13 protein-coding genes and 1 pseudogene are annotated in these 12,237 nt (G+C 37.0%); 2 read left to right on the top strand and 12 right to left on the bottom strand.

Going from position 1 to position 12,237, the window contains the following annotated elements; genetic code table 11:
- Position 1: 1 nt before the first annotated feature.
- Both dapB and B2C77_RS11230 read right to left on the bottom strand, forming a co-directional pair.
- The gene (gene dapB, locus B2C77_RS11235) at positions 2 to 799 is read right to left on the bottom strand and encodes a 4-hydroxy-tetrahydrodipicolinate reductase (protein WP_077703682.1); all 798 of its coding nucleotides are present in this window, start codon (positions 797 to 799) and stop codon (positions 2 to 4) included.
- A 14-nt stretch (positions 800 to 813) separates the two neighbouring features.
- The gene (locus tag B2C77_RS11230) at positions 814 to 1,158 is read right to left on the bottom strand and encodes a nucleotide pyrophosphohydrolase (RefSeq protein ID WP_077703681.1); all 345 of its coding nucleotides are present in this window, start codon (positions 1,156 to 1,158) and stop codon (positions 814 to 816) included.
- A 322-nt stretch (positions 1,159 to 1,480) separates the two neighbouring features.
- On the opposite strand from B2C77_RS11230, the gene B2C77_RS11225 reads away from it, so the two are divergent.
- Both B2C77_RS11225 and B2C77_RS11220 read left to right on the top strand, forming a co-directional pair.
- Complete coding sequence (locus B2C77_RS11225; protein ID WP_077701822.1) at positions 1,481 to 2,674, top strand: IS256 family transposase; 1,194 nt, start codon at positions 1,481 to 1,483, stop codon at positions 2,672 to 2,674.
- A gap of 444 nt (positions 2,675 to 3,118) precedes the next feature.
- Positions 3,119 to 3,988 (top strand): YitT family protein, encoded by an 870-nt coding sequence (locus B2C77_RS11220; RefSeq protein WP_077703680.1) that lies wholly within the window; start codon positions 3,119 to 3,121, stop codon positions 3,986 to 3,988.
- 126 nt (positions 3,989 to 4,114) lie between these two features.
- Here B2C77_RS11220 and B2C77_RS11215 read toward each other — a convergent pair.
- From B2C77_RS11215 to B2C77_RS11170, 10 genes and pseudogenes are all read right to left on the bottom strand, one after another.
- Positions 4,115 to 5,332: pseudogene (locus B2C77_RS11215) on the bottom strand (ISL3 family transposase).
- 184 nt (positions 5,333 to 5,516) lie between these two features.
- Positions 5,517 to 6,203, bottom strand: a complete 687-nt coding sequence (locus B2C77_RS11210; protein WP_077703679.1) for a zinc metallopeptidase — start codon at positions 6,201 to 6,203, stop codon at positions 5,517 to 5,519.
- Between the two features lie 44 nt (positions 6,204 to 6,247).
- Complete coding sequence (locus B2C77_RS11205) at positions 6,248 to 6,511, bottom strand: sporulation protein YpjB (protein ID WP_237342729.1); 264 nt, start codon at positions 6,509 to 6,511, stop codon at positions 6,248 to 6,250.
- Positions 6,512 to 6,648: 137 nt separating this feature from the next.
- A complete protein-coding gene (gene lhaT / locus B2C77_RS11200) occupies positions 6,649 to 7,239 on the bottom strand; it encodes a lipoprotein heptaprenylglyceryl N-acetyltransferase LhaT (protein WP_077703677.1) in 591 nt (196 codons plus the stop codon).
- A gap of 185 nt (positions 7,240 to 7,424) precedes the next feature.
- Positions 7,425 to 8,207 carry a menaquinol-cytochrome c reductase cytochrome b/c subunit gene (locus B2C77_RS11195; protein ID WP_077703676.1) on the bottom strand — a complete coding sequence of 261 codons (783 nt, stop codon included), beginning with the start codon at positions 8,205 to 8,207 and terminating at the stop codon, positions 7,425 to 7,427.
- A 15-nt stretch (positions 8,208 to 8,222) separates the two neighbouring features.
- A complete protein-coding gene (qcrB, locus tag B2C77_RS11190; RefSeq protein WP_077703675.1) occupies positions 8,223 to 8,897 on the bottom strand; it encodes a menaquinol-cytochrome c reductase cytochrome b subunit in 675 nt (224 codons plus the stop codon).
- Between the two features lie 6 nt (positions 8,898 to 8,903).
- Entirely contained in the window at positions 8,904 to 9,416 is a 513-nt protein-coding gene (locus B2C77_RS11185) for a QcrA and Rieske domain-containing protein (RefSeq protein WP_077703674.1), read from the bottom strand.
- Positions 9,417 to 9,549: 133 nt separating this feature from the next.
- Complete coding sequence (locus B2C77_RS11180) at positions 9,550 to 10,008, bottom strand: DUF2487 family protein (protein WP_077703673.1); 459 nt, start codon at positions 10,006 to 10,008, stop codon at positions 9,550 to 9,552.
- Positions 10,009 to 10,092: 84 nt separating this feature from the next.
- On the bottom strand, positions 10,093 to 10,665 hold the full coding sequence (locus B2C77_RS11175; protein WP_077706890.1) for a ReoY family proteolytic degradation factor: 573 nt from the start codon (positions 10,663 to 10,665) through the stop codon (positions 10,093 to 10,095).
- Positions 10,666 to 10,767: 102 nt separating this feature from the next.
- Positions 10,768 to 12,036 carry a tetratricopeptide repeat protein gene (locus B2C77_RS11170; protein ID WP_077703672.1) on the bottom strand — a complete coding sequence of 423 codons (1,269 nt, stop codon included), beginning with the start codon at positions 12,034 to 12,036 and terminating at the stop codon, positions 10,768 to 10,770.
- Between the last annotated feature and the right edge of the window lie 201 nt (positions 12,037 to 12,237).

The following is a 12,237-nucleotide window of genomic DNA, read 5'->3' as shown; positions in this document are numbered from 1 at the left end:
TTTACAAGATAGTATCTAGCCCGTATATCAATCCTTTTACTTCCATCACTTTATTCACACAAAGTTTTACACCATCCATAAAGGAAGAGCGATCCATGGAATCATGTTTTATCGTTAATGTTTGTCCAGGACTTCCAAAGATAACTTCTTGATGTGCCACTAATCCTGGTAGCCGAACGCTATGAAGCTTTATTCCATCTAAATCGGCACCTCTTGCTCCTGGAATAGTCTCTTCTTCCTTTGGATGGCCTTGTGTTTTCACCTTGCGGCTTTCGCTAATTAATTCAGCCGTTTTAATAGCTGTTCCAGATGGTGCATCTAATTTTTGATCATGGTGCTTTTCTATGATATCCACATCTGGAAAGTAAGTAGCGGCCATTTTAGCAAATTTCATCATTAATACTGCTCCAAGGGCAAAATTGGGAATGATCATACATCCCATATTATTTTGTTGTGCAAATTCGTCTAATTCCTTTAATTGTACTTCCGTAAAACCTGTTGTTCCTACAACTGGACGAACATGATGTTCTAGTGCAGATCTTGTGTGTTTGTAGCCTGCTTGGGGTACAGATAACTCAATTAAAACATCTGCATCTTTATGGTTTTCGAAGCATTTAGTAGCATCATCATAGATTGGAATAGAACGTTCCACTTCTGGAAAAATCGCATCTAACGTTCTGCCATTATTTTTATGGTCAATACACGCAACTAAACGGAAATTTGTTTCGTTTTCTACCATTTTCACTGCTTCTGACCCCATTTTACCTCTTGGGCCTGCAATTACAACATTAATTGTCATACTCTAACTCTCCTCTATTGATGTAAGTCGTCTTTCTTCGTCCAACGATCTTTGTCCCTTGTTTCAATTTTTGTTATAGCTCTATGAAAAGAATCAGATAGGTCAATATTTAATGAATTAGCAAAGCATGTAAGCACAAAAATGATATCCCCGAGCTCTTCTTCCATACTTTTTTCCTTTTCTGTTTTCTTTTTAGGCTTTTCTCCATAATAATGATTAACCTCTCTGGCTAATTCACCTGTTTCCTCTGTTAAGCGAGCCATTAAACTTAAAGGGGAAAAATAACCTTCTTTAAATTGCCCGATATATTGGTCTACTCGCTCTTGAATTTCTTTTGTCGTGTATATAGTCTTTTCCATCCATCTCTTCCTTTTATCCACATTATTAATATTACCATGTTAGCGAATCCATCACATTTTGACAAATGATTTATCATGGATCAATCGTTTACGGAGCAAAAATAATTAAAATTAGAGAAAATACAGTTCAATAACTTTTGTTTTTCTTTACTATTTCATTATAAGGCAAATGGAGTAGTATTAAAAGTTCAAGAGAAAGACTAGAGAGTGTAAAATATTTTGTGTAAATAGAAATACCAATTAAACAAGTTCATAGAAAAAGGAAGACCCTTTTTGTAGAATAAAGTTAGCACACAAAATTCACAGAAAAGAGGTCTTCCCTATGAACCATCTTACTACAGATTTAATTGAAGCACTAGCAAAAAAACAAGATATTGAAGAAGTTTTTCGCCGTCATCTAGAAGAAGCTATTAACCAATTACTAAAGCATGAATTAACTGTATTTCTGGATTACGAACCGTATGAACGCAAGGGAGTTCATTCAGGTAACTCTCGTAATGGGTTTTATGACCGTACTTTTAAGACGGAGTACGGTGAGCTACAACTTCGTATACCAAGGGATAGGAACGGAGAATTTCAACAACAAACAGTGGCTCCATATAAGCGTTCTAATGACACGCTGGAACAGTTTGTTATTCACCTTTATGAAAAGGGAATCACAACAGATGAAATCGCACATCTAATCGAACGAATGTACGGACATCATTACACCAAACAGACCGTATCTAACTTAACAAAATTGGTAGCAGAAGATGTACAAGCATTTCATGAACGTAAATTAGAAAACCGTTACGCATGCATTTACTTAGATGCTACTCAAATCCCTATCCGTCGTAACACGGTAGAGAAAGAGTCTGTATATATTGCAATTGGGATCACGGAAGACGGCATAAAAGAAGTATTAGACTTTACTATTGCACCAACAGAATCCGCACACGTATGGGAAGAATTGATGCAGGAACTATATCAGCGTGGTGTTGCAGACGTTCTGCTCTTCATCTCAGACGGTCTAACTGGCATGACAGATGCTATTCACCGTGTCTATCCTAAAGCAAAGCATCAGGTGTGCTGTGTCCATGTTGCCCGCAATATTGCTAAGAAGGTTCGTGTCAAAGACCGTGCAGAGATACTTAGTGACTTTAAAACGGTTTATCATGCCATAGACAAAAAAGAAGCCCTACAAGCGTTAGAACAGTTTCAAAGCAAATGGGAAAAGACATATCCACGTGTCATTGACGCAGTTGTAAAAAATGAACAATTATTAACATTTTATGAGTTCCCTGCCTCTATTCGACGGAGTATCTATTCGACAAATTTAATTGAAGCCTTCAATAAAGAAATAAAGAGATACGTCAAACGAAAAGAGCAGTTTCCAAACAAGGAGGCTTTAGAACGTTTTCTTGTCACGCGATTTCTAGAGTATAATCATAAATTCAGCATGCGCTGCCATCGAGGCTTTGATCAGGCAAAATCTGAATTAGTTGCCTTGTTCGAATCTCTGGAAAATGGGACTTAGAACCCGCCATCCTTGACCTTGTTTACGGTCGTGGTGTATATCTACTGGCGGGTGCAGAAAATATAGCCACATAAGGCTCCACCCGCTTTTTTATGGTACCACGACCGTACTCTTCTATACTCTCGCTGGCAGGGTCCCCTATGCCCAACACAGCGAATCACAAAGAAGAGGCACAAGGTCAAGGACAAGCAGCTAACGCTGTGGCTATAGAGATTTCCTGATTATTTATTCAGAGTTAACATCTACAAAAGGGGATTTACACAAAATTATTGACACACCCAAAGACTATTATATGTAGCATAAGCCTAGCCTTCATTTATACTTAGAATTTAATTACATATTTAATAAACTTAAAAGACAATTATTTTACTTTGTGAATAATTTATTTATACTAAAAGAAGCTAAACTACTGGAAAAGTCTTGCTCACTAAGGAGGGAATCTTTTTGTTTCAATTACATATTAAAAATGTCTTATTTATACTGTTAGGCGCAGCAATATTTTCTTTTGGAATCGTTCATTTTAATATGCAACATAATTTAGGAGAAGGAGGATTTACCGGGATAACCCTATTGCTTTATTTTTTATGGGATTTTGATCCAGCTATCTCGAACATCATACTAAATGTGCCTATGTTCTTAATTGGGTGGCGTTTCTTAGGTAGAATTACGTTCATCTATAGTATTATTGGTACTGCTGCTGTGTCATTGTTTTTAAGTGTTTTTCAAATGAAACCTTTTGCAATCCACCTTGAATCGGACATGACCTTAGTAGCGCTGTTTGCGGGTATTTTTATCGGTGTTGGGTTAGGGGTTATTTTTAGATATGGAGGAACAACTGGTGGTGTTGACATCATCGCTAGACTTGCTAATAAATATTTAGGATGGAGTATTGGCAAAACCATGTTTTTATTTGACTTTATGGTTATTATAACTTCTGTGTTTGCCATCTTGGATTTAAAGCAAGGAATGTATACATTGGTTACTGTTTATATTGGAGCAAGAGTTATCGATTTTATTCAAGAAGGTGCTTATTCAGCTAAAGGAGCCACTATTATTTCGAACCAAAGTGAGGAAATTGCTGCAAACATTCTCAAGAAGATGGATCGGGGTGTTACGGTATTAGAAGGAAGAGGAAGCTATTCAGGAGAAAAACGAGATGTACTGTACTGTGTTGTAGCTAGAAATGAAATTGTACGTTTGAAAAATATTATTGAGTCTATTGATCCCCATGCTTTCGTAGCTGTTAATACCGTCCATGATGTAGCAGGTGAAGGCTTTACATTGGATGAAAATAAAAACCCTATTCAAAATTAGTGGAATAGCCTAATCAAATATAATGGTTCACACATGTTTACAATAAACTTTAAAATTACAAGCTTCCCTATAGTGTAAAAAACAGGTTCTATGTCAAAAGTTGGGGTGGAGTGAGATGGAATCTCCCTACCCAACATGACTTCCAATTTTTTTATACTTATGTAAAAGAAGTATTCTTGCCCTTGCCCTTAGGAAGTTCCTAAATCCAAAGGCGTTCCTCTTCATGACTTTCGTTAGGTTATTAATTCCCTCCAGAAAGCCATTTGAGTAATCAAATAAAAAGCTGTTTAATACCTCTGTCTACCAGTTCTTGAATGTACGGATAGCCTTCTCAAATTCAGGGAGACCCTCTTGTTCTACCTTCTTGTAAAAATCCATTAATCCTCGCTTGGTTTTTTTGATCCTAGCCTGTCCATTTTCCTTGGATTGCTTCAACCAAAGGCAGTAGAACTCTTTCAACTCGTAAGCCCTGCGAAGTTCTTCGTCCATCCCAAGGTACCTGTCCAAATACCAGCGGTCCTTTTCGGTCAGCTTTGCACTGTCTTTGTAAAACACATAGCGCATTCTTTTACATTTTTTACGGTCATAATCATTCCAATCAGACTGGATTCTTCTTCTGACCCCGTCAAGAGCCCAATAGATATAACGACAAAAATGAAAACGATCGGCTACAATAACCGGTTTCCCCAGCGCCTTTTGGACAGCTGCCTTAAAAGAAGGACTCATGTCCATAATGACCACATCCACATTGGTTCCATGTTTTTGAAGATAGTCCTTTATGGTCTTCTTTTTTCGATTTGGCAAAATATCAATCGGTTCCTTGGTCTCTCCATCAGCAATAATCAATTGATATTTTCCTGCCTTTGTATCTCCCTTGTATTCATCGATGGCAATCACCTTTGGCAATTCTTGAACCTCTGACATTTCCTTTACGGCCAAACGGTCAAATCTGCGCATGACGGTCGATACGGAGACGCCAAACTGCTTGGCTGTTTCCTTAAAAGTCTTCGCTTGCACTATCCGAACGGATACCGCCCGATTCCATTCCATAGAAAGCCGTTGATATCGATGAACAAAAGGATTCTCCTCCGCAAATCGTTTCCCGCAGCACGAACAGGCATAGCGGCGTTTTTTGTAGAAGAGATAAGTTAATCGTTCAAACCACTTTAAATGTTTGATCTTTTGGATCCGATAATCATGAACTTTCTTGGTTCTCTTTCCACAGCTGGGACACTTGTGTACCTTGACAGGCATTTCTACATGAAGCGCAATACCACCTTCCATTTCCTCCACTTTTGTAATCCATACATCTTCAAGACCAGGCATTTTTATGGTAAAATTCATTTGCACGCAACTCCAATCTTTTCTTGTTTCTAGTCAATTCAAGTATAAAAGAATTGGATGTTTGCGTGTATATTTTTATGCGCAAATTGTGTGGAAACCTCAACATTTAGCATAGAGCCAAAAAACAAATAGCATACCTAAAAAATCAGCGGTAGTAAAAACCACCGCTGATAACCTTTAAACTTTATTCGTCACTAGCAACAAACATCAAAATAAATCGTAATAGTTCTGCTAACGCGACTAACGCTGCTGCTACATAAGTCATCGCAGCTGCATTCAGAACTTTTTTCGTCTTTCGCTCTTCATTATTTCGAATTACGCCTGAAGATACTAATTGAGCCATCGCCCGATTAGACGCATCGAACTCTACTGGTAATGTAACCAATTGGAATAAAACAGCTGCAGCAAATAGAACGATACCTAGCAAATACAATTGGCTCATTCCGATCACAAATCCAATTAGTATAAAAATCATTCCAAAATTGGAGCCGAAGTTAGCTGCTGGAACAAGTGCGCTACGAAAGCGAAGAAAAGCGTAATTTTCTGCATCTTGAATAGCATGTCCGACTTCATGGGCTGCAACAGCAGAAGCCGCCATAGAATGCCCATGGTAATTATCGCTAGAAAGCCGTACAACTTTTTTTCTTGGATCGTAATGATCAGAGAGCATACCTTTAGTTTCTTCTATCGTTACATCGTATAAACTATTTTCATCAAGAATACGACGTGCTACTTGTGCACCAGTCATATACGAAGAAGTTGGTACTTTCATATATTTTTTATACGTACTTTTTACTCTTGCACTTGCCCACATTGGGATAAGAAGCAATAAAGCTACATAAATTAAGTAACCGCCAAAACCACCAAACATACGCATCCCTCCTTCTAAGGTCAATTTTAGTCAAAAACAAGGCGTTAGTCAACTGTTTTGTCTTGTTTGCTTTTCTTCTCACCTTTATATTTTCTCCAACTTACATAAGTTAATGTAATGCCGATACACCCACCTACAATAACCAAAATCCATATAAACGGAAATAATTGGCCTTTCTGTTCCGTGACTGGTTGTGCCCAGCTAGAGACATTGGCGTGTACTGCTTCAGACATGAAAATATTAACATATATGTATATCCCTATGGTCATCCCAAAAGTAAACACGAATTGATGCCTATTCTTATTCATAGAGACCACCCCATTTTTTCGTCTAATACTAATGTATGAAGCGGTCTTATATGATATAACAAAAGTAGATCTTTTCATTTTAATTTTGCTTTTTTTGTATTACAGAATTTTAGTATTATCGTACAAGTAAAATGCAGTTATTTACCATTAAGAATGGGTATTCTCCTAACTCGAATGGTAAAATAATATGTAATGCCTATTGATAAAAGACTTAACCAGAATGTAAAATAGCCTATTTCGTTCATATAAGAGGAGAGTGAGGAATAAACTGGCATTTGCTCAAAAACGTAATCAATCACATCGTTATGTAACGTCCAAATAGCTGCAAACACAATATGACGTAAGCATAATTGATAATAAGGCATATAAAGCAGCCCTTGAATGGCCATAGCACCATGCGAGGCCAATAACATATATCCTTGCCAACTTAACGATCCCTCCACAAGCAAAGTAAGGAAGTTCATGACAACAGCCCATATACCATACTTAAATAAAGTAATTACTGCTAATGCTTCTATGTAAGGAAGATGTTTATCAAAGATAAAAAACAATAAAAATATAGTGAAAAATAAACTGGCCGTTGGACTATCAGGAACAAAAATTAAAAAAATGGATGCTGTTTGTGATAATTGTGAACCATACCACATATAACCATATATAGTGCCAGCTAAATTAATAATAATTAATAAGCATAAAAACCGTTTATCAAGTAATAAGTATTTAAACAAGTTGTCAACCCCTTTCTAACAGAATATGAAATATGTTTAGCCTAGTAAGTATGCAAGGAGATAATTTTTTAGAGAAACCGAGCTTTATTGAGAAGCTGTAGCTTTTCTTATAACAAATCTCCATAGTATAAAAAATGAAGAAGCACCTTCGCCAATAGTATTGGCAAAGGTGCAATTGGATTACTCTATTCACCAGACTCCTCATTCACGGATACGATAAAATCAACCAATTGTTGTAGTTCTTCATCTGTACCTGTGAACTGATCCGGTGGCATGGAGTTAATTCCCTCTGTAGCAATTGTAGCAATTTCTTCAGCAGATTTATCAATACCGATGAGTGACGGACCAGCCGCACCCCCTTGTAAATTATCGCCATGACAAGATAAGCAACTGTTCTCATAAACGGCGTAACCTGGGTCTTCTGTATCAATCTCTGCCTGTTCACCAGGAGGTACTGGTTTGTTAGTTTCTGCCCTTGATTCCCAATCTACATTGGCTGCAGATTCGTACGTTAGCCAAATTACAGAAGCTAAAGCAAGTAGCATCATCCCAACAGAAATCGGACGTTGATGTGGTCTTCTTCCGGGACCTTTGTCTAAAAACGGTGCTAACAATAATGCACCGAATGCAATTCCAGGTAAAACAAGAATTCCCATCAATGTATAATCTCCACTAGCAAATTCATATTTTAACAGTTCGTACAAGAACAAGAAGTACCAATCCGGCAATGGAATATAAGATGCATTCGTTGGATCAGCCATACCTTCTAATGGAGAAGGATGGGCTAGTGTCAGACATAAAAATCCCACTAAAAACACAGCACCTACTAACCATTCTTTTAATAAAAAGTTGGGCCAGAAAGCTTCTGTTCTTCCAGGATATTCGGAATAATCCTTTGGTACATTTGGTTTTCTATCGGCAGTGATGCGTGAATCACCGACGAATTTCATACCTTTACCCTTATGCATGCTTTCCCCTCCTTTTTATAATGGTCCTGAAATTCCTTGTCTACGGATTAAAATAAAATGTACTGCTAATAATGCAAAGAGTGCCCCAGGCAAGAAGAACACATGAATTGCGAAGAATCTAGTCAGTGTTTGCGCACCAACGATTTTTTCATCACCCGCTAATAGCGTTTTCAACTCTTCGCCAACAAATGGAACTTGTTGTGAAATTTCCAACCCAACTTGTGTAGCGAAAAACGCTTTGTTGTCCCACGGTAATAAATACCCGGTAAACCCTAAGCCAAGCATGATAAAGAAAATCAAAACACCAACAATCCAATTCAGTTCACGTGGCTTTTTATAAGCTCCTTGGAAAAACACTCGTAGTGTATGTAATAACAACATGACAATAACAACACTAGCGCCCCAATGGTGCATACCACGAACAATCTGCCCATGTGCTACTTCCGTTTGCAAGTAATAAACGGATCTCCATGCATTTTCGATATCTGGAACATAATACATCGTTAAAAACATTCCAGATAAAATTTGAATAACAACCACAAAAAAGGTTAAACCACCAAAGCAATAAACAAATGCGGAAAAATGATGTGCTGGATTTACATGCTCTGGAACTTCATGGTCTGCAATATCCCGCCAGATAGGCGTAATATCAGCACGCTCATCAATCCAGTCATAAATTTTTTGTAGCATATACTATTACGCCCCCTCTCTTGGTACTGCATCACCTAAAAATAAGATTCCATCTCTTACTTCTAATTCATAAACATCCAACGGCTGTAAAGGTGGTGTTCCTGGTACGTTTGTTCCATCTTTGTAGTAACGTCCATCATGACACGGGCAAAAAAACTGTTCAGGATATTCATCACTTCCTCCCCAGGATACGACACAACCCAAGTGTTTACAAATTGGGGAAAAGGCCTGAATATCGCCATTTTCATCCTTAAAAACCCAAGCGGAACGGTTTACTTCTGACTCGTACCAGCCATCAACTTGTGTGATCTTCCAATCTACTTTTTGTGGCTCGGTAGTAATGTCATCAACAGATAAGCCGACATTTGCCATGTCCCCCTGCCCCGATTCTTTTAACACTGGATCAACTGCCATTCGCAACATTGGCGCCAGCATTCCTGCTGCCATAAAACCACCAACCCCAGTTAACGTATAGTTCAAGAACTGTCTACGGGATACTTGCTGCTTTTTATCGCTCATGATTTTCCCCCCTCTTATACAATAATCACGGACAATACAGATATTCACATTACTAGGACATAACCATGATAGCGTAAACTGTTTGTCCGGTCAATCATTATTCCTTTTTCCCAAAAAAACTTTTTTCTTCTTATTACCAATAAGATTGAATTAACTCGCTCATTTGCTCCACTTGATCACGAATAAATCTGTACATGTCTGCAGAATGTAAGTCACCTGACTTCATTCCAGGCAACCAGAGTAGTGTTCCAGGAAGAGCTTCTTCATGCTTTTTCCATCCACCATCTAAAGTTAGAAAAAACACATGATTAAAAGGTTGCTTTTTTATTTCTTTAGCCCAGGAATCAATTCTTGTAAGTTCTTGTTCTTGGATGATAGGTTTTCTATAAACATAAGGTGGTAATAACATCATCCGTCCTGTAAGTTCTTTTTCTAACTCATTTACAAGTAACATCGTCCATTCGTATTGAAAAGCGTTTACGTCTAAATGCGTATCACTTTCCATTTCAAAAGGCATTAATGGAATTAGAACCGTATCAATGTATTCTTTTGCCTCTGTATACTGAGTTATGTCTGTTTTTTTCCATTTCATCGCTCTGCCCAGCCTTTCTTACTCTGCAAAATTTTAAATATATTTATTTAAATCTTATCTATCTTCACAAAAAAAATCAACCTATCACTTTAGCAATTTTGGTTGATTTAAAAAGTTCTCTTCCAACATTTGAAGTTCTTTTGTTAATTTTAAGAAAGCTTCTTCATTCATACAGTCCAAGGCTTGATCAATTTGCTCATTTAAAAAACTTCTTTGAAATTCGTATCGAGATTGATCTAGCAGCTGCTGTGCAACTTCTTTGTCCTGAGCAGTTATGAAATAGTCATTTGGTATAAATGGGTTTTCCTCTAATACCGCAATATATAATGCACTTCGGTATGATCTTTTAAAATTTAACTGAAGGTACAGAGCTTCTGTTTTATTCAAGCGAATGTCATGAAACGATTTCTCTGCATCTGTTGTTACGAGTTGATTTTTATAAAAACGAAAGGCTGTTTCACTTGAGCATTGACTTGTCATAATAATTCCCCGTGGACAGAATTTCGCCTCTCTAACAAAATGAAGATGGTGAAGTATTTCATCGTGATTCATTAAATAATTTAAAATCCATACGCTCTCTCGCTTTTTTAGCTGGTAATGATTTAAAAACCATCGAATAAAACTTTTTTTATCTTCTACAGATACTGGAGTATGCACCATTTCTCACTCTCCTTTACAACCTCTTTTCATGGATAATTTGGTGTACCACGAGTCCATTTAAATAAGTCTAAGAAGTTGTTCAATCAAAAAGTCATGCACTTACGGCTCTTCACGATCAGATTGCTTTAAGCGAAATAGAAATTCATTTACTTCATCATCTATTGGTTGTTGCTCAAGGTATGCAGTAAATACAGGTATCGCCTCTTTTATCCTCCCCTCTTCTGTTAAGAAATAGCCATATTCTTTTAAAAAGTCACTATCGTCTTTGAGATTATTATATGCAGTTTGATAGTGTTTTAATGCATCATTATATACTTCCAATTCATTATAAGCGCGGGCTAGTTCCCAATTATACAAAGGATCCTCTGCACCTGTATTCATTATTTCGCTAACCAAGTCAACAATTCCTTTAAAATCAGCATTATTTTTTAGTAATTCAATTAAAAATAGCACTGCTTCTTTAAAATCAGGATCCATTGCTATAGCTTCTCGAACATGCTGTTCACTTTTTTCATCTTCTCCAAGTTGATGAGCAATTTTCCCAGCTAACAAAAATAAATCTTTATTAAAAGCATCTACATGAAGTCCTTTTTGACTAATTTCATATGCTTTCTCATATATCCCCTCTTCCTCATAAAGAGAAGCAAGATGATAATACACTGTATGGTAATACATATCAATCTCCATGACATGTTCCCACGCTTTTCTCGCAATGTCTTTTCTTCCAGTTTGGTAAGCAGTAAAACCATATTTAAACAACGTATCGGGATTTTCACTATCTTCATCTTGATAGTAAGTTAAAGCTAATTCAAACTCTCCAGATTCGGCATACGCTTCAGCTAGGCGATCTGTTATCGATACATGAGCAATTTCTTTCATCTTAGGCAAAATATTTTCATAATAAGTAGTGGCTTTTACATAATCTGCTGTTGAAAAATATAATTCTCCTAAAGCAAAATCAATAATTGGTTCATTAGGATCAAATCGTTTAGCCATTAATAACTTTTGTTCAGATACTTCAAAAAGCCCTTGCGCTTGATAAAGATCTGCTAATTGAATCAATGTTTGTAGGTAAGCAGGATCTTCTTCATCAATATCATTTAACAGTTGGATAGCAGCTTCGTCATCTTCCAATTCCGTATAAATATCTGCAAGAGCCACTTTTAGTTCTCCTTCAGCAGGAAATTGATGTATTAAATCTTGAAAAATAGCTTTTGCTTCGTGTAAGTAGCCCCATTGCAAATACAATTCTGCTATTGTGTATCGCTCTTCGTCATCAGCCATTGGTAAATAGTTTTCCAATAATTCTACCGCTTTTTCTGCGTGCTGGGCTTCCATTAAACGAACAGCTTCCATAATTGTTTCCACATTGAACTTCCTTTCTTCACGTTCATCAGGTCTTTATCATAACGGAAAACGAGCAGATGTTCAAAATAAACGCATAGCCAATCATTTTAAAGGTTAACACCTTAGAAAAACTTGGCTATCTCCAAAGTCTTTCTAACGATAACCGTAGTTTTTCTTATACCATAAACCAAAAAAATCTTATACACCCTCTATATACTAACG

Source organism: Virgibacillus dokdonensis (assembly GCF_900166595.1).
GTDB classification, from domain to species: Bacteria; Bacillota; Bacilli; order Bacillales; family Amphibacillaceae; genus Virgibacillus; species Virgibacillus dokdonensis.
The sequence above is the reverse complement of the archived record's forward strand: the minus strand, read 5'-3'. Positions and strand labels throughout refer to the sequence as shown.

What these genes read in the sequence shown, in the direction of transcription:
- B2C77_RS11185 (WP_077703674.1), bottom strand. Translation starts at nt 9,416, where the DNA reads ATGAGCGATAAAAAGCAGCAAGTATCCCGTAGACAGTTCTTGAACTAT.
- B2C77_RS11230 (WP_077703681.1), bottom strand. Translation starts at nt 1,158, where the DNA reads ATGGAAAAGACTATATACACGACAAAAGAAATTCAAGAGCGAGTAGAC.
- B2C77_RS11225 (WP_077701822.1), top strand. Translation starts at nt 1,481, where the DNA reads ATGAACCATCTTACTACAGATTTAATTGAAGCACTAGCAAAAAAACAA.
- B2C77_RS11195 (WP_077703676.1), bottom strand. Translation starts at nt 8,207, where the DNA reads ATGCATAAGGGTAAAGGTATGAAATTCGTCGGTGATTCACGCATCACT.
- B2C77_RS11180 (WP_077703673.1), bottom strand. Translation starts at nt 10,008, where the DNA reads ATGAAATGGAAAAAAACAGACATAACTCAGTATACAGAGGCAAAAGAA.
- B2C77_RS11210 (WP_077703679.1), bottom strand. Translation starts at nt 6,203, where the DNA reads ATGTTTGGTGGTTTTGGCGGTTACTTAATTTATGTAGCTTTATTGCTT.
- qcrB (WP_077703675.1), bottom strand. Translation starts at nt 8,897, where the DNA reads ATGCTACAAAAAATTTATGACTGGATTGATGAGCGTGCTGATATTACG.
- B2C77_RS11205 (WP_237342729.1), bottom strand. Translation starts at nt 6,511, where the DNA reads ATGAATAAGAATAGGCATCAATTCGTGTTTACTTTTGGGATGACCATA.
- dapB (WP_077703682.1), bottom strand. Translation starts at nt 799, where the DNA reads ATGACAATTAATGTTGTAATTGCAGGCCCAAGAGGTAAAATGGGGTCA.